The following is a 17,545-nucleotide window of genomic DNA, read 5'->3' on the forward strand; positions in this document are numbered from 1 at the left end:
TATTTTAATTGAAATAAATTATTTGTTTTTCAATTCTTCCTTGATTTTATTTTCCAATTCCTCAGCAAGATCAGGATTATCTTTTAAAACATCTTTTACAGCATCACGTCCCTGACCTAATTTGGTCTCTTCGTAGCTGAACCAAGAACCACTTTTCTTTACAATTCCCATGTCTACTGCAGTATCAAGGATTTCTCCTACTTTAGAAACTCCTTCTCCATACATAATGTCAAATTCAGCCTGTTTGAAAGGTGGAGCTACTTTGTTTTTCACAATCTTCACTTTCACACGGCTTCCGATAGCTTCGTCACCCTGCTTAATTGGAGCGCTTGCTTTTCTGATATCCAGTCTTACAGAAGCATAGAATTTAAGAGCATTACCACCGGTAGTTGTTTCAGGGTTTCCGAACATAACACCGATTTTTTCTCTCAACTGGTTAATGAAAATTACCGTACATTTTGTTCTTGAAATAGTAGCCGTAAGTTTTCTTAATGCCTGAGACATTAATCTTGCATGAAGACCCATTTTAGAATCCCCCATTTCCCCTTCAATTTCAGCTTTTGGAGTAAGCGCAGCTACAGAGTCAATAACAACAATATCAATAGCTCCTGAACGGATAAGATTATCCGCAATTTCTAAAGCCTGCTCACCGTTATCCGGTTGAGAAATAATAAGGTTTTCTAAATCAATTCCTAATTTTGCAGCATATGTTCTGTCGAAAGCATGCTCAGCATCAATAAATGCCGCAATACCACCTGCTTTTTGAGCTTCAGCAATAGCATGAAGAGTCAATGTTGTTTTACCTGAAGATTCAGGCCCATATATTTCAATGATTCTTCCTCTTGGATATCCACCTACGCCTAATGCGATATCTAATCCTAAAGATCCTGAAGGAATAACTTCTATGGTAGTGTCTACGGCAGCATCCCCCAGAGTCATTACAGTTCCTTTTCCGTATGTTTTATCTAATTTGTCAAGCACTAATGCGAGTGCTTTTTTCTTATCTTCAATGTTACTCATCGCTATTAAAATATTTCTCAAAAATACATAATTTAAATATCAAAAACTAATATTATTTATGGGTAAAACCTGTTTTTAAAGTTAAAAAATGATAAATTTTTACTACTGATCTCATTCATAACTAAGCAGATGCAGAATATAGCTTCCGGGAAATTTTAAAATATATTTTTTATCTGCAGAACAGATGTTTTCTAATGAAAATTTGAGTTTTTTGTGATGTTCAGATAATCTTCAAGTACCTTCATCTGATCCTTATTTCCTCTTTGTATTCTTGCCTTCCGGCTTACCAGCCTGTCATAGATTTTATTAAAAAATATTTTGGATTTCGGAAATAATTTTTTATTGGAAACTTCCGGAATTTGTAGTCTTTTACAAACTTCGTCACCCAAAAGAAACCAGGTACAGCAGATGTGGAGATACCTTAAATTTTTTCTTTGGAACTCAAATTTTAAAATAGGGTTTTCTAATGATTCATTCAGTAAAGAATGGGCAAGGAGAACAGAATCTTTATCTGAAGGTGGCTGAACTGAAGTCCATAGAAAGAAATATTCTGTAGCCTGCTTTTTGTTATCCGGAAGAAGCTGCTCCGGAATTCCCAGTAGATATCCTACATATTTCCATAGGTGGAAAATACCTTGTTCTTCTTCCGCAGAAAAAGTATTGCCCAGTTTTTGAAGGCTGTGAAGAAAAACGAGGCTGAACCCAATATAAGTAGCCATCATATCCCAGGAATTGATGGGCTCTCCCCAGTTTTCAGTGTCCCAGTCTTTATAATGTTTTTTTATGGAAAGCCTGGCATAGGAATGAATGAGACGGGTTTTTATTGCAAATTCATAACCTTTTGCATGAGGTTCCAGTGCATTGTAGCGGGTAACATTCACCCAGAAGTCCAGTGTTTCCGAAAGACGCTTTACAGCCCCTTTTTTCAAGGCTTCCGTTACAACCAGCGGTTTATTAAGATAAGCATAATCATATCCTCCAATCAGGCAGTAATCCCGTAGGGAGATCAGAGAATCGAGATTACTTCTCATACAAAGCTCAGCACCACTTTTGATCAGGTTATAATCAAGCCACTCAGGAACTCTTTGGGTTTGGGCGAATAATTTTTTTATGCTGTCAGGAACATTGTCGGTTTCAGAAACTCCATTGCGGATATAGCCTTCAATTTCTCTGGAGGCTTCCTGGTATTTTTTTGTAAAATAAACTTCTTTTACAACCTCATCACCAATTTCGTCTACATGATAGAAGAATTGAGAATATTTCTCAAAGTTTTCAAAGCTTACTTCAGCTCCTGAAAATTCAATAAGCAGCTTTCCGTTGCCTTCTTTCCAAAAGTTTTTGAAGTGAGGAGAGTCTTTAAACCGTGGTTGTATCATTGTTCTTTCCATGTTACATAAAAGTACAAGTTTTACACCGAAATTCCCTTGTGAGATTTATCAGGCTATTATATGAAATGTTATTCCGGGCCTTCAAAAAAATAACACAAACGGGTTATTTTTTTGTCTCCATAAAAATCCAAACTTTGTTGTGAAGCTAAGAGTCATCAAATATCAGTTCTAAAAAGATATTGTTTCAGAATTGAATTGCTCTGCTCTTATTTTCAATGGTAAAAACTTTAACCCTAAAACAAATAATTATGAACACAAAAATTTTACTGCCACTTTTGCTTTGGACAGGAGTGATCTTCGGACAAGTTAAGGATTCATTAAATGCGAAATTTATTAATCCTGAGGTTGATCAGACTAAAATAATTGCATCAAACATTTTGAGAGTTGAGGGCGACCTTGTATCTTCCTGGCGGGGAGTAAGAGGTTGTGGCGATGCACCGACACCGCGTAATAAGATCGAAGCTACAGCCAATGCTTGGATTAAAACGAAAATGTTTGAACACAAGAACTTGAAATGGATCAGATACGGATGGAATGTTCCGGTAATTTCAGTCAGACGCTGGCAGGATCCATTTCCGGATAGAAGAAGGCATTGTTCCGGAAATGCCAGATTCAAAATTTTTATGGAATTTGAAAAACAGTAATCCTGAAAACCAAAAACCTTCCCATCGGGAAGGTTTTATATTACTTAATGCTCATTACTTATTATAAAGAAGCAGCGTGTACAAGCATATCTACTAACTTGTTAGAATAGCCCATTTCGTTGTCATACCAAGAAACAAGTTTTACGAAGTTTGGAGAAAGCATGATACCAGCGTCTTTATCGAAGATAGAAGTTCTCTTATCTCCTACGAAGTCCTGAGAAACTACTGCATCTTCAGTATATCCTAAGATCCCTTTCAATTCACCTTCAGAAGCTTCTTTGATCGCAGCACAGATCTCATCGTAAGAAGTAGCTTTTTCTAGTCTTACCGTAAGGTCAACTACAGAAACGTCTACAGTAGGTACTCTGAAAGACATACCTGTTAATTTTCCGTTTAATGAAGGAATTACTTTTCCTACTGCTTTAGCAGCACCTGTAGAAGAAGGGATAATGTTGTTTAGAGCAGCTCTACCACCTCTCCAGTCTTTCATTGAAGGACCGTCAACAGTTTTTTGAGTTGCTGTTGTAGCGTGTACAGTAGTCATTAAACCTTCTACGATTCCGAATTTATCGTGGATTACTTTAGCTAAAGGAGCTAAACAGTTTGTAGTACAAGAAGCGTTTGATAAAATTTTGATATCATCAGTAAGTTCCTTGTGGTTTACCCCCATTACGAACATTGGAGTATCATCTTTAGAAGGAGCAGAAAGAATTACTTTTTTTGCACCTGCATTGATGTGAGCCTGAGCAGAATCTTTAGATAAGAAAAGACCTGTAGATTCTACGATATAGTCAGCTCCAATTTCATTCCACTTTAAGTTGTTAGGATCTTTTTCAGCAGTTACTCTGATTTTTTTTCCGTTTACTACAAGATCATTTCCTTCTACAGAAACTTCACCTGGGAAAACACCATGTACAGAGTCATATTTTAACATGTAAGCCATGTATTCTGCATTGATCAGGTCATTGATTCCTACAACTTCAATGTTGTCTCTTTCAGTCATTGCTCTGAAAACAAGACGTCCAATTCTACCAAAACCGTTGATACCTACTTTAATTGTTGACATAATAGTTTGTTTTTATTAGATTATAAAAATAATTAGATTGCTAAAATTTCTGAAATCAACATCAGATCTTTGTTGATTTCGTTATGTTTTTTAATGGCTTCTTCAATAGGAGTATACACCACATCATTGGAGCGCATTCCTGCCATTACATTGTTTTGTCCTTCCATTAATCCTACTACGGCACCATATCCAAGCCTGCTTGCCAATACTCTGTCTGCACAACTTGGGGATCCTCCTCTTTGCATATGTCCTAAAACCGCCACACGAATGTCATAGTCAGGGAATATTTCCTTTGTTTTTTCTGCCAACCCATAAACATTGGCTAGTTTTTCACCTTCTGCTACCACTACAATACTGGATGCCTTTCCTGTTTTTTCAGCTTTTCTGAATTTCGCAAAAAGATCATCCATGCTGTCTTTTTTCTCAGGAATAAGAATATCTAAAGCACCCGTTGCCAATCCACTGTTTAAAGCAATAAAACCTGCATCACGACCCATCACCTCCACAAAGAAAACCCTGTTGTGAGAAGTGGCCGTGTCACGGATTTTGTCAATAGCTTCCATAGCTGTATTCAGGGCTGTATCATACCCGATGGTATTATCAGTTCCGAAGATATCATTGTCAATAGTTCCCGGTATACCTATTACCCGGATTCCAAATTCTTCATTGAAGATTTTAGCCCCTGTAAAGGTTCCGTCTCCACCAATACATACCAATCCGTCTATTCCAAGCTTGACACAGTTGTCATAAGCTTTCTGACGGCCTTCTTTAGTTCTGAACTCTTGGGATCTGGCAGACTTTAGAATGGTTCCACCCTGGTTGATTATATTTTTTACGGAACGGGCTCCCATTTTCAGGAAATCATCGTTGATAAGGCCGTTGTAGCCTTCTCTCACTCCGTAGCATTCGATATTATAATAATTGGCGGTTCTTACTACCGCTCTTAATGCAGCATTCATACCTGGAGAATCTCCTCCTGAAGTAAGAACTGCAATTTTTTTTACAGCACTCTCTTTCATCTAGTAAAAAATTTCGAACACAAATTTACAAAAACAAGTTCAGATTATGGCAGTAACTTTCTAATAGTTTTGAATATAAATTATTAAAAGCTTCTGAAGTTTGTAGGCTTAAAAATATATCGTGCCGTTTTGGTTTCCGGCGAATCAATATTAAAATCATACCAGGGCGAAGTATTTTTGTTAAAAGGATTAGAAAGCAAATGAACGGACTGGGCCGGAGTAAACCCTTCACCGAGCAAAAATAATCTCTTTCCTTCCTTGTTTTTACACACTCCTGCAATAAATACCACATGGCCCGGACTTCCTGGAGTAATCAGGATGTCTCCGGTTTTTAAATCTGAATTTTTAGTGATTGGTTTCGTCTCCTGATGTAAAGAGATCGTTCCTGCATAGTTGAAGATGAGGTCAAGATAACTTCTGAAATTCTGATAAGAATCATCAAATCCTGCTGTTTTTCTGAAACGTACAGAATTGCCATTGACAAAAGCTCTTGTTCCGTTTTTATAATCATTCCAGCTGAGCAAATCTCCACTTGTAAAATGGAATTTGATGGCATCGGGCTGTTTATCAGCATACAAATATTCTGCTCTCAGCCGTATCACGGCATCGGCACATTGTTGCAGGTCTTTATTTCCTGTATCAATATCAAAAACAGCTTCATGAAGATGTTGCGTAGAAATAGGAGTTCCATCATATTTCAGGATCTGGCTTCCATAAGGCTTCAGTTTAAAATTCTCAATAAAATATCCGAAAGAACCGGATTCTTCATCCTGCCATTTATAATCCTTAGGAGCTGAGAATCTTTCTTTGGTAGTATTTTTATCTTTATTGATCCGGACGGAACTTTCAGAAAGGAAATCCTGGGTTTCCTGAGAACCAAGTTTTGAAGATGCTTTATCCCGGGTGCAACTTGCCAGGACACTAATAAGAGTTAGTCCTGAAATAATTTTTTTCATATCGTATTTTGATCCAGTTACAAATATGATGATTTTTGTAATAGGTGGGGTTTATAAAGTATAAAACTCGTGTACTGAAGAATATTTTAGATCTATGGTAATTGGGAGTATCTGCGGGTAAAAAACTATATTTTCTCTTCTTCAGGAACCAACAGTTTTCCCCAGTCATTAAGCTGCCAGAGAATCTTAACCAGTTTTTCACCAAGCTCCGTGAGGGTATATTCCACTCTGGGAGGTAATTCGTTGAAAGACTGCTTTATTAAAATACCGTCTTCCACCATTTCATTGAGCTGTTGATTAAGAACCCTCCGATCCACCTTGGCAATACCACGAAGAAATTCACTGGGTCGTTTTTTGCCCTCATTGATCTGCCATACGATAGGAATTTTCCATTTTCCGCTGATGCTGTTCACAGCTACCTCCAGTGGACATATTTTATTTTCTTCAGCTCTTCCCTTTGTTTCCATAAAATTGACTTTTTTATCCCTATGGGTGAAAAATATGCGGTATTGCCTGTTTCTAAAGGCTTTTAGACCTTTGTAAAAATAATAAATTAAAAAGTAATGAATAAGTTGGCAAAGCAGATTGAACAGTTGAATCAGGAATTATTTTCGCAGCTTCCGCAAGAAGTTTTTGAAGTGTTTGGGCGGTCTATTGAAGAGATAAAGACAAAAAATATTGAAGAAAACAGTATTCAGGTTGGAGAGCATATGCCTGAATTTTCTCTTTTTTAATGCCTATGGTAAACAAATTTCTTCCCGGGAAATCCTTAAAAAGGGTAAAATGGTGCTAGCTTTTTATAGAGGAAGTTGGTGCCCATACTGTAATTTGGAACTGAAATTTTTGCAGGATCAGCTTTCTTTATTAAAAGATAAAAATACTACTTTAGTTGCTGTTTCTCCACAAAGTACTGATCATTCGCTGGCTATGGTTGAAAAAAATAAATTTGAGTTTGAAGTGCTGACGATGTGGATAATAATCTCGCTCAAAAGCTGGGGATTATGTTTCAGCTTCAGGATTTTGTACTTCCTTATTATCAGAATTTAGGAATAGAGCTTTCTGAGTTTAATAAAAATGATGAAAATAGTTTACCTGTTCCTGCTGTTTTTGTGGTGAATGAAAATAGAATGGTGATCTATAAGTTTTTAGATGTAAATTACATGAACAGAGTGGATATAGAAGAATTAATAAAAGCATTATGACAGAAAAAAGGAAAGGAGCACGTTCCATCAAAGACATTCCGGAAGATATTCTGGAGCAGCTGAACAGGGGAGAACTTGAAACAGCTAATCTTACAGAATGGCTGGCCGTAGATCAAAAATTACTGCTGGAAAATCTTCTTCAGCAAAATGGGCGGACAGAATATCTGAAACCTATTGTAGAAAATGTGAATCAGCTGAAAAAACAAACCGTTAATACAATCAATGAAACGATTGGAGTGGGATTGCTGCATCTTACTAATCAAAATCAAGATCAAGCATTTTTACTGACGCTTTCCAGACATCAGGCAGATTTGGTGCGCTGCTGGGCTGCTTATACTGTGGGAAGAAATACAGCTGCAGACCTTAAACAGAAACTGGAAAATATACAGCCCTTTGCTTCTGATCGTCATTTCGGAGTAAGGGAAATCTGTTGGATGACGGTACGTCCGGATATTTCAAAGAATCTTACAGAAAGCCTGTCAATTTTATCAGGCTGGACCTCACACAAAGATGAAAATGTCAGACGTTTTGCCAGTGAATCAACGAGACCCAGAGGAGTCTGGTGCGAGCATATTCCGGAATTAAAGCAAAATCCGGGATTAGGATTGGTCATCTTGGAGCCATTACGGTCAGATTCTTCAAAATATGTACAGGATAGTGTAGGAAACTGGCTGAATGATGCCAGTAAATCACAACCGGAATTCGTTACGGAAATCTGTGATGAATGGTTGCGTGAAAGTCCTACCAAAGAAACGCTGTATATCGTCAAAAAAGCCCTGCGAACTATTCATTAATAAAGTTATCCACAAAATGGAATGATGAATTCAGATTGTACAGATATATTACAGATTTATAAATAGTTAAAAAATGTATTGTTAATGATGTATTCCGAATATTATTTCATATTTATATTTTTTTATTAAATCTAAAAGTTATCCACAAAGCTGCAATGTTGATTTTGTTTTATTGTAAATAATTGACGTTTAATATATTGTATGAAAGCCCTGCCACAGGAGCCTGAGGATATTTGTGACAGGAAAAAGTTATCCACAATATGAAGTGTTGAATGTTTTCCAACAAATAAGTAGAATTATTTTCGGGGCGATCTATATTAAGCAAGGCAAATAGAAGTTATCCACAAAATGGAAGTAGGATTAACATTGTGCCGGATATCAAATCTTAAAAGAGGGCTTTAAAAAAGGCTTAGGTGTTTTTTTAGCCAATAAAAAGTTATCCACAAAGTAAGATACTAAATTATTACGTTGTATAGTATTGATATTTAACATCTTGTATGATAAATTGAGATTAATTATATTGGTAAATAAAAGTTATCTACAATCTGAGGTCTGAGCAATAATTTCTTCTGCATATTACAAGCCGGTGCATAATCATTTTCAAATTATTTCATTCTCAAATTTTCAAATTGTCTCTTTACCACTTCTCCGTCAAATACTTCCAATACCTTTTCGGTACATGCTGAATATGGAGTTTTAAGTTTTTTCTTTCCACAATATTGGTTTTTATGAAATACCGCTGCCAAAGCGTTTGATAGTTATTTTCCTCATCATGAAATTTCTGTTGGTACTGATTGAAATCCGGTTTCTCTTCAGGATAAAAGAAATCACAATTTTCAAGATCATAAAAGACTCCGTAGTTTCTTCTGAGATCATAGATCATCCATTTCTGATCCTGATAACGGTCTTTAAAATGTTTTCTGATCAACGGAAGAACATTAAAGTCCGGATCTATTTTGGCGAAAAAAATACCATCTTTCATTTTTTCAAAGCGTACAAAAGCGGTTATTCTATGTCGTTCCCGGTCAACAGACTTACAGATTTTTGAAATTTTTAAAATATCAGGATCTGCAAAATTTTCCAGAATATTTTCTTCCGGATATTGTATAGATTGTTTAACAGCGGATAAGATCAATGTTTCACTTTCAGGATTGTCAGATAAAAAAACTTTCAGCAACTGATGAATTCCCTGTTTCCCGATATTTTGTTCTAATTTCTTTAAAACCCTGTCTGATTTCTCTGTCTGCGTAATGACTTCATGAATTTCAGCAAAAATATTTTCCTGAAAAAACTTTTCCCTGCCCGTTATTTCAACATCTTTATAACGGTATTCGAAAACTTCAAATATTGCAGTAAAAAGACCGTCAAAACTTCCGTCATAGATAAGGGTTGTCATAGTTTAATTTGAAAATTTGAGAATTTGAAAATATAACAATTGTTGTTTTTGTCATTCTATTGTATTTTCAGAACGATAAGGAGCTTTTTTATTTTCTATAACAGATTAATTTCAATTCATTTTCGGTCATATTTAAAATAAACTCAATTGTTGTGAAAATTGATTGTGAAATTTAGATGAGCTTCCTCCTACCAGGAGTTTTCTGAAATTTTTATCCGTTAAATATTTCAAATAAGCATTCCCTGTATTAAAATCAATAAAATATTTTGCCCTGTTGACCGCTGCTCCCAATTGTTTCAGATGATCCATACTTAAAATCTGAAAACGCCTTGCACTCACAATCTTCTGTGCAGATTTTACACCAATCCCGGGAATTCTTAAAATCATCTGATAATCGGCAGTCTGAATATTAACTGGAAACTGATCTAAGTGTCGTAATGCCCAGCTTAATTTCGGATCCATTTCCAGATCAAGAAAAGGAATAGCAGGATCTAAGATTTCCTCTGCTTTAAAACCGTAAAATCTCATCAGCCAATCGGACTGATAGAGTCTGTTTTCCCGTAACATCGGAACCTCTGTTGCCAGTGAAGGTAATCTTTTATCTTCCAAAACCGGAACGTAACCCGAGTAATATACCCTTTTCAGATTGAAATTTTTATAAAAATGATCGGCAACCTTGATGATTTGCAGGTCGTTTTCATTGGTAGCCCCTACAATCATTTGAGTAGACTGTCCTGCTGGAGCAAACTTGGGAACTTTCTTTAAGATTTTCTTTTCATCCTCATACTGGCTGATCCCTTTCTGGATATACCGCATCGGGCTGATCATATCCTGTCTGTTTTTCTCAGGAGCTAATAATTTTAATCCGCTTTCCGTAGGGATTTCAAGATTAACAGACAGCCGGTCTGCATATAAAGCCGCCTCCTGCATTAGCTCATCACTGGCTCCCGGAATAGATTTTAAATGGATGTAACCATTAAAGTTTTCTTCCAGGCGTAATTTTTTGGCTACTCTTACAAGGCGTTCCATCGTGGTATCTGCATTTTTGAAAATTCCGGAGCTCAGAAATAATCCTTCAATATAATTTCTGCGGTAAAAATTAATGGTGAGGTCTACCACTTCTTCCACTGTGAAGGCGGCCCTTTTGATATCATTAGAACTCCTGGAAACACAGTAGGCACAATCATAAATACAGTGATTGGTCAATAAAACCTTAAGTAAAGAAACACATCTTCCGTCTTCTGTATAGGTATGGCAAATCCCACTTACAGAGCTGTCTCCTAAAGCGCCTTTTTTATTCTTTCTTGTGCCTCCGCTGGATGAGCAGGAAACATCATATTTTGCTGCGTCAGCCAGGATTTCAAGTTTTTCTTTAAGGCGGTCAAAATTCATTTTTTTATAAGATTGGTATAATTTGTATCAGATTGATGTTTAAATAATGCTCAAATTTAGTTCCAAAATTGATAAATGTCAATCTTTTTTCATAGAAGTTATCAACAAAAAAAAGCCTCAAAATCATTATATTTACGGCTCATTAAAGTTTATATCATGAATCATAAACCTATCGAAGGTTTTTCCAAGCTACCTAAGCAAGGGAAAATCGACTGGCTCGTAAACGAATATCTTGAAGGAAATCAGGACTACCAACATATATTAAAACAATATTGGAATGATGATGCAGATCTTCAGAAACTTCATGAGGAATTTTCTGAAAATACGATTTCCAATTTTTATATGCCCTACGGAATTGCTCCGAACTTTTTAATTGACGGCAAACTATTGGCACTTCCAATGGCTGTTGAAGAAAGTTCAGTAGTAGCTGCCGCTTCCAAAGCTGCTAAATTCTGGATTGACAAGGGTGGTTTTAAAACAACCATTATCAACACTGAAAAACTGGGCCACACCCATTTTATATTTAATATTGAGCCTCATAAATTATTACATTTCTTTAATTTTAATTTGAAGAAGAAATTATTTGAAGCTACTGAAGACATTACTGCCAATATGAGAAAACGAGGTGGTGGAGTTCTAAACATCAGCCTTATTGACAAAACAGCAGAAATGCCAAATTACTATCAGCTTAAAGCCAGTTTTGATACGGTAGATTCAATGGGAGCGAACTTTATCAATTCATGTCTTGAGCAGTTTGGAAAAACTTTGAGACAGGAGGTGGCAACCAGTGATGACTTTAATCAGGAAGAAAAAAATTCATTGCAGATTGTTATGAATATCCTTTCCAACTTTACTCCTGACTGTGTGGTAAGAGCTGAGGTTTCCTGTAAAATGGAAGATTTGAAAGACGATAGCGGAATTTCTCCTGAAGAATTTGCAGCTAAGTTTAAACAGGCTGTTACCATTGCTGAAATTGAACCTTACCGTGCCACTACTCACAACAAAGGGGTCATGAATGGGGTAGATGCTGTAGTGATTGCAACGGGAAATGACTTCAGGGCAACAGAAGCCTGTGCTCACGCTTATGCGGCAAGAGACGGACAATACCGATCCCTGACTCACTGTACAACAGATAACGGAGTTTTCAGATTCTGGATCGATCTTCCGATTTCTGTAGGAGTAGTAGGAGGGCTAACCAATCTTCATCCTTTGGTGAAATTCTCATTAGCCTTACTTGGAAAACCTTCTGCACAAGAGTTAATGAGTATTTTGGCCGTTTCAGGTCTGGCTCAGAATTTTGGTGCATTGCGTTCTCTGGTAACAACAGGTATTCAGAAAGGGCATATGAAAATGCACTTATTGAATATCTTAAACCAATTGGGAGCTACAGAAGAGGAAAAACATCATTTTGTTACTTATTTTAAAGATAAAACGGTAAGCCACCATGAGGTTATCAATGAGTTTAACAGAATGAGAGAAAACTAATGTTACAGATCATCTTACCCATTGTATTTCTCATCTTCGGAATCTTTTTGAAGAGAACGAATATGGAAGGTTTTAAAAGTTCCAAAAGATTTTCCAATATGTTTATTATACTGGGAATTTCTACATTGGTTGCCAAGTTTATTTTAATATACCTAAAATCAAAATAGTGAAAAAAAGTATCTTATTCTTTCTGTTGATTTCCGGCTTAAGTTTTTCACAGCAAAAAAATCTGAAAATTAATTTTTTACAGCCGAAATCTGAAAACTGTTATTTTCCTGTGGTTTCTTATCCCGATAATCCAACTGTAGAAAATAAGATCAATACTTTTTTACAGGTTGATCAGCTGGAATATGTTCCCGGATCAGGAGGAAATCCTTTTAAGCTTGTTTCCGGCGGAAAGACTTCTTACTCCAACTATGTTCATTTTTATAGTTGGGAAAAAAGGGACACGCCAAAGAATATTTTATGTCTTGCCATAGATGGAGAAGCTTCCGGAGCCTATCCGGAAAATTTCATGATCTGGAAGAATTTTGATCTGAGAACCGGAAATTTGATCAACATTCAGGATCTTTTCCAGCCAAATGCTGTTAAAACAGTGGAAAGCATTATTCAGAAAAGAATAAGAAAAAATATTAATGACTTTCTCACACAGTTAAAATCAGAGAAAAACCCTTCACAAGAAGTGTTGGATCAGATTGGTATTTACGAAGGTTGCTATACGGATTATACTTTACCTGGAATCAAGTTTTTTTTCACTGAAGAAAAGCTTAAGTTTATTGCCGGAAGATGTGCGAACCACGCGATGAGGGCACTGGATGAACTGGACGATCATGTTATTGAGTTTCCTTATAAAGAACTTGAGAACTATTGGAGTCCTTATGCCAGAAATTTACTCAGCGGATCTGAAAAAGTGGATAAAACCAGTTTCAGTAATAAGCTGTACAAGGGAAAGATAGACGGGAAATATCCGGTTACAGTTCTTATTAAAGACTTTTATGCTGCCAAAGATGCGAACGAAGAAAGTTCCTTTTCAGCGGTATATTGGTATGATAAAAGTAAAAAACTGATTGAGTGGAATGGGAAAATGAAAGGAAATCATATCTCAATTACCGAAAGTGAATATTACAGCCAGGAAACAAATCAATGGATTCTGAAAGCCTCTGTAGAAGCAGACATGAACGGAAAAAAAATTGTAGGAACCTGGCAGGATTATAATACAAAAAAATATTTAACTCTAGAATTAGAAGAATTATAAAATGAAAACAATTACTTTAGTTTTTGGTGCGGTCTACGGAATGATATCTGTGATTCTGGGCGCATTCGGTGCCCATGCTTTAAAGAAAATATTAGCTGTGGAAAGACTGGAAAGTTTCGAAACAGGAGTGAGATATCAGATGTATGCAGCTTTTTTCCTGCTGATCATTGGATACATTTTAAAATTTGAAACTTCTACTGAAAAATGGACCTCTATTTTAATGATTGCAGGAACACTTTTGTTCTCTGTAAGTATCTATTTCCTGAGTATGCAGGATTATTTAGGGGTTAACCTTAAATTCTTAGGACCTATCACACCGCTTGGAGGTCTGATGATGATCTTAAGCTGGGGAATGCTTATTCTTTATTTTGCTAAAAATAGAATCTAAGAATGAAAATCAATAGAAGAAGACGGCTTATAAGGACATTCAACCTTTTGGATCAGCCGATAAGGTTTAATCCGTTTGTTTTTAGCCGTACTTTTTTCATGTGGGCTTTTACGGGGCTTGTAGGAGGTATTATTGCCGGCGGATATTGGATTGTACTGGAATATTTTACCGAATTTCTGGCTCATTTTCAAGGATGGATGGTAATTCCTACGATGGCAATTTGTGGTCTTTTGGCAGGGTTGGTCATTCATTTCATTGGTGATCCCGGAGAAATTCATCTGATCGTTAATAACATCAGGTTTAATAAAGGAAAACTGGAACCGAAGAATAATCCTTCGATGATCCTTTCATCACTTTTCTGTGTAGCTTCGGGAGGAAGTTTAGGACCGGAAGCACCCCTGGTGCAGGTAACGGGCTCCACAGGAACATGGTTGGGAAAAATTTTCAGACTGAAAGGTGAAGAATTACGTTCTTTAAGTATTGCAGGGATGGCTTCAGGTTTTACAGCCTTATTTGGAGCACCTCTGGGAGGAAGTCTTTTTTCTCTGGAAATTTTGCACCATAAACATGCAGTGGAATATTATAAAGCGATTATCCCGGCGTTGGTAGCAAGCTGTTTCAGTTATCTGATGTTTGCTTTAATTATCCATCTGGGAATTGGGGCAACATGGGATCTGAAGGCTTATCATTATGCGGGAGTATATGATTTTGCCTATGCTACGGCATTTGGAATGGTAGGAACTTTATTTGGCTGGATTTTTATTTTCGTGGTCAAATTTTTCAAGAAAATTTTTGAATACAGAAACTTTCCAATCTATATTAAAACATTGGTAGGTGGAATTATCTTAGGAATTATTGCCTATAATTTTCCTATCACAAGATATTTTGGACATAACGAAATCAATCAGCTGATCGGCGGGAATTTCGGACTGAACTTCCTGATTCTGGTTCTGGTATTTAAAATCCTGGCTATAGCCATTACCGTAACTTCCGGATGGAGAGGTGGTTTTATCATTCCATTGTTTTTTGTAGGAACAACATTAGGATTAATTATTCATAATTTGTTTCCGGCTGTTGATACTACTTTAGCTATCGTAAGCTGTATGGCTGCCATCAATGCCTGTGTGACGAGAACACCCATGAGCACCACCATTATTTTGGGAACACTCACAGGGTTTACTTATTTCGTACCCATATTGTTCGCCAGTCTTACAGGATATTTCCTGGCTCCAAGAATTCCGTTTATCGGTTCACAGTCTGAAAAATTAACGGAAGAATAGAGGAATTTATAGTAACATGTCAAAAATCAAGGTAAGTAATCTTTAATTTTTGAATGAAGAATCTTGAACTTCCATGTCTTTTTAGTAAATTTGTCAACCTTTAAATTTTTAAATAAAATAATAAAAATAATATGAATCTTCACGAGTATCAATCAAAAGAGATTTTATCAAAGTATGGAGTAGCTATCCAACGTGGTTTCGTTGCAAACAACGTAGATGAAGCTGTAGCAGCTGCTGAAAAATTGACTGCTGAAACCGGAGCTCAGGCTTGGGTTGTAAAAGCACAGATTCACGCAGGTGGTCGTGGTAAAGGGGGTGGTGTTAAGTTTTCTCCAAACATGGATAAGCTTAAAGAAAACGCTCAGAATATCATCGGAATGCAGTTGGTAACTCCACAAACTTCTGCTGAAGGTAAAAAAGTACACTCTGTTTTGGTTGCAGAAGATGTTTATTATCCTGGAGAATCTGAAACTAAAGAATTTTATGTTTCTATTCTTTTAGATAGAGCTGAAGGTAAAAATACAATTGTATATTCTACTGAAGGAGGAATGGATATTGAGCACGTTGCAGAAGTAACTCCTCATTTGATCCACAACGAACTTATTGATCCTGCGTTGGGTCTTCAAGGTTTCCAGGCTAGAAAGATTGCTTTCAACTTAGGTCTTGAAGGAAATGCTTTTAAAGAATTTGTGAAATTTATTTCATCTCTTTACAATGCTTACACAGGAATTGATGCTTCTCTTTTCGAAATTAACCCTGTATTAAAAACTTCTGATAACAAAATTATCGCTGTTGATGCTAAAGTAACTTTAGATGGTAACTCATTATTCCGTCACAAAGACCTTGAAGCGTTGAGAGATACAAGAGAAGAAGATCCTATCGATGTAGAAGCTGGTGAAGCTGGTCTTAACTTCGTAAAATTAGATGGTAACGTTGCTTGTATGGTAAACGGAGCTGGTCTTGCAATGGCAACTATGGATATCATCAAATTATCTGGTGGTAACCCTGCTAACTTCCTTGACGTAGGTGGTACTGCTGATGCTCAGAGAGTACAGACTGCTTTTGGAATTATCTTAAGAGATCCAAACGTAAAAGCAATTTTGATCAATATCTTCGGAGGTATCGTAAGATGTGACAGAGTAGCTCAGGGGGTTGTAGATGCTTACAAAGCTATGGGAAGCCTTCCGGTTCCATTGATCGTAAGATTACAGGGAACTAACGCTGTAGAAGCTAAAAAATTAATTGATGAGTCTGGTCTTCCGGTACACTCTGCAATTACTTTAGAAGAAGCTGCAAACAAAGTAAAAGAAGTTTTAGCGTAATCTGAAATTTTTATATAAAATAGAAAACCGTTTCATTTTTGGAACGGTTTTTTTCTATTAAAGCGGCAAAAAATATTAAATTGTAAGCTGTTTTTTAGGGCGTAAAGAACCTGGTACTTTAATAAGTGGTTGTCTAAATTTCTATGGAATGAAGATTTAATTCAATTGGATTATTATCAGATATTTTACTTTCTTTTATTTCAGCATCTAAATCTTTTAGAAAGTTTCGCTTTTCTTCATTGCTTTTAAAATAATATCGCCCTTAACCTTAAAAAGGGCTTTGGTATGATATAAGTAAAACGATAAAGCCCTGAATTGACAAGGCTATTTTGAATACATACTAGAACTTCTATTGTTTTGTAAGTACAATGTCTTTAGGGAAATTAAGATTTATTGGCATATCATTTTGATATTGTTGGTTAGAATTTTCGCAACCTTTTGAAATATGCATAGGCATTAATTTGTAATGCAATTTTATTTGTTCTTTTTGGTTTCCTATAAAATTAATATCTACATTTCCTCTTGAATTACACATGTTTTTAGGTTGGAAAAGTAAATACTTTTGCACAAAATTATTGTACTGTCCAAAAATGCCATAAAATTCAGGACTATTCTGATTAAAATTAGATATATGATCTATTTCGACAGTTCCATTGGCTGCTATTACTTTTCGTTCGCCCATAATTTGGTCAGATTCATAATATGTTCCATCATTTGCAACAGATCTATCTTTAACTTTTTTTAATTGAAGATATAACGTTTTTCCATCCCAAGTTCCTTTCCAAATTCCTATATAAGGATCAAGTTCTCCATCCAAATCTTTATAATATGCTCCATTAGGAATATTAATCTTTGGAGTATTGAGTGGAAATATTTGCTGAGCATTAATTTTATTAATGCAAGATAAAAGAAGTATAAGGATTATTTTTTTCATTTTA

Annotated in this window: 19 protein-coding genes; 10 read left to right on the forward strand and 9 right to left on the reverse strand. The window is 36.0% G+C overall.

The features are described from left to right. Positions 1 to 18 precede the first annotated feature (18 nt). Both recA and MP478_RS12500 read right to left on the reverse strand, forming a co-directional pair. Positions 19 to 1,020 carry a recombinase RecA gene (gene recA / locus MP478_RS12495; RefSeq protein WP_047490101.1) on the reverse strand — a complete coding sequence of 334 codons (1,002 nt, stop codon included), beginning with the start codon at positions 1,018 to 1,020 and terminating at the stop codon, positions 19 to 21. Positions 1,021 to 1,211: 191 nt separating this feature from the next. Next, positions 1,212 to 2,408: an oxygenase MpaB family protein gene (locus MP478_RS12500; RefSeq protein ID WP_257200635.1), complete on the reverse strand. Its 1,197-nt coding sequence runs from the start codon at positions 2,406 to 2,408 to the stop codon at positions 1,212 to 1,214. 248 nt (positions 2,409 to 2,656) lie between these two features. On the opposite strand from MP478_RS12500, the gene MP478_RS12505 reads away from it, so the two are divergent. Next, positions 2,657 to 3,052, forward strand: a complete 396-nt coding sequence (locus MP478_RS12505; RefSeq protein WP_257190945.1) for a hypothetical protein — start codon at positions 2,657 to 2,659, stop codon at positions 3,050 to 3,052. A 61-nt stretch (positions 3,053 to 3,113) separates the two neighbouring features. Here the strand turns inward: MP478_RS12505 and gap are convergent, their stop codons facing one another. From gap to MP478_RS12525, 4 genes are all read right to left on the reverse strand, one after another. Then, positions 3,114 to 4,118: a type I glyceraldehyde-3-phosphate dehydrogenase gene (gene gap / locus MP478_RS12510; RefSeq protein ID WP_076354623.1), complete on the reverse strand. Its 1,005-nt coding sequence runs from the start codon at positions 4,116 to 4,118 to the stop codon at positions 3,114 to 3,116. Between the two features lie 32 nt (positions 4,119 to 4,150). Then, positions 4,151 to 5,137, reverse strand: coding sequence for a 6-phosphofructokinase (pfkA, locus tag MP478_RS12515; protein ID WP_230038086.1), 987 nt, complete (start codon positions 5,135 to 5,137; stop codon positions 4,151 to 4,153). Positions 5,138 to 5,220: 83 nt separating this feature from the next. After that, positions 5,221 to 6,093 (reverse strand): DUF4846 domain-containing protein, encoded by an 873-nt coding sequence (locus MP478_RS12520; RefSeq protein WP_257200636.1) that lies wholly within the window; start codon positions 6,091 to 6,093, stop codon positions 5,221 to 5,223. Between the two features lie 125 nt (positions 6,094 to 6,218). Further along, positions 6,219 to 6,560, reverse strand: a complete 342-nt coding sequence (locus MP478_RS12525) for a helix-turn-helix domain-containing protein (RefSeq protein ID WP_257200637.1) — start codon at positions 6,558 to 6,560, stop codon at positions 6,219 to 6,221. Between the two features lie 96 nt (positions 6,561 to 6,656). Here MP478_RS12525 and MP478_RS12530 point away from each other — a divergent pair, with 96 nt between their 5' ends. The 4 genes from MP478_RS12530 to MP478_RS12545 are packed head-to-tail and all read left to right on the forward strand — an operon-like array spanning position 6,657 to position 8,089. Beyond that, positions 6,657 to 6,827: a hypothetical protein gene (locus MP478_RS12530; protein ID WP_257200638.1), complete on the forward strand. Its 171-nt coding sequence runs from the start codon at positions 6,657 to 6,659 to the stop codon at positions 6,825 to 6,827. Then, positions 6,793 to 7,140, forward strand: a complete 348-nt coding sequence (locus MP478_RS12535; protein WP_373691708.1) for a redoxin domain-containing protein — start codon at positions 6,793 to 6,795, stop codon at positions 7,138 to 7,140. The genes MP478_RS12530 and MP478_RS12535 overlap by 35 nt, the downstream gene beginning before the upstream one ends. After that, a complete protein-coding gene (locus MP478_RS12540; protein ID WP_230038080.1) occupies positions 7,062 to 7,295 on the forward strand; it encodes a hypothetical protein in 234 nt (77 codons plus the stop codon). The genes MP478_RS12535 and MP478_RS12540 overlap by 79 nt, the downstream gene beginning before the upstream one ends. Continuing rightward, positions 7,292 to 8,089: a DNA alkylation repair protein gene (locus MP478_RS12545; protein ID WP_257200640.1), complete on the forward strand. Its 798-nt coding sequence runs from the start codon at positions 7,292 to 7,294 to the stop codon at positions 8,087 to 8,089. Before MP478_RS12540 ends, MP478_RS12545 begins: the two co-directional genes overlap by 4 nt. A 637-nt stretch (positions 8,090 to 8,726) precedes the next feature. Here MP478_RS12545 and MP478_RS12550 read toward each other — a convergent pair. Both MP478_RS12550 and MP478_RS12555 read right to left on the reverse strand, forming a co-directional pair. After that, positions 8,727 to 9,485 carry a TIGR03915 family putative DNA repair protein gene (locus tag MP478_RS12550; protein WP_257200641.1) on the reverse strand — a complete coding sequence of 253 codons (759 nt, stop codon included), beginning with the start codon at positions 9,483 to 9,485 and terminating at the stop codon, positions 8,727 to 8,729. A gap of 132 nt (positions 9,486 to 9,617) precedes the next feature. Continuing rightward, a complete protein-coding gene (locus tag MP478_RS12555; RefSeq protein ID WP_257190939.1) occupies positions 9,618 to 10,877 on the reverse strand; it encodes a putative DNA modification/repair radical SAM protein in 1,260 nt (419 codons plus the stop codon). 156 nt (positions 10,878 to 11,033) lie between these two features. Here MP478_RS12555 and MP478_RS12560 point away from each other — a divergent pair, with 156 nt between their 5' ends. From MP478_RS12560 to sucC, 5 genes are all read left to right on the forward strand, one after another. Then, positions 11,034 to 12,362 (forward strand): hydroxymethylglutaryl-CoA reductase, degradative, encoded by a 1,329-nt coding sequence (locus MP478_RS12560; protein ID WP_257190938.1) that lies wholly within the window; start codon positions 11,034 to 11,036, stop codon positions 12,360 to 12,362. Between the two features lie 166 nt (positions 12,363 to 12,528). Then, positions 12,529 to 13,617, forward strand: coding sequence for a hypothetical protein (locus MP478_RS12565; protein ID WP_257190937.1), 1,089 nt, complete (start codon positions 12,529 to 12,531; stop codon positions 13,615 to 13,617). A 1-nt stretch (position 13,618) separates the two neighbouring features. Continuing rightward, positions 13,619 to 14,005, forward strand: coding sequence for a DUF423 domain-containing protein (locus MP478_RS12570; protein ID WP_230038068.1), 387 nt, complete (start codon positions 13,619 to 13,621; stop codon positions 14,003 to 14,005). Positions 14,006 to 14,007: 2 nt separating this feature from the next. Then, positions 14,008 to 15,285, forward strand: a complete 1,278-nt coding sequence (locus MP478_RS12575) for a chloride channel protein (RefSeq protein WP_257200642.1) — start codon at positions 14,008 to 14,010, stop codon at positions 15,283 to 15,285. 131 nt (positions 15,286 to 15,416) lie between these two features. Then, on the forward strand, positions 15,417 to 16,607 hold the full coding sequence (sucC, locus tag MP478_RS12580) for an ADP-forming succinate--CoA ligase subunit beta (protein ID WP_047490155.1): 1,191 nt from the start codon (positions 15,417 to 15,419) through the stop codon (positions 16,605 to 16,607). Between the two features lie 349 nt (positions 16,608 to 16,956). Here the strand turns inward: sucC and MP478_RS12585 are convergent, their stop codons facing one another. Next, positions 16,957 to 17,541 (reverse strand): DUF6705 family protein, encoded by a 585-nt coding sequence (locus MP478_RS12585; RefSeq protein ID WP_257190935.1) that lies wholly within the window; start codon positions 17,539 to 17,541, stop codon positions 16,957 to 16,959. Positions 17,542 to 17,545 lie beyond the last annotated feature (4 nt).

Source organism: Chryseobacterium sp. WG14 (assembly GCF_024586945.1).
Lineage (GTDB): Bacteria > Bacteroidota > Bacteroidia > Flavobacteriales > Weeksellaceae > Chryseobacterium.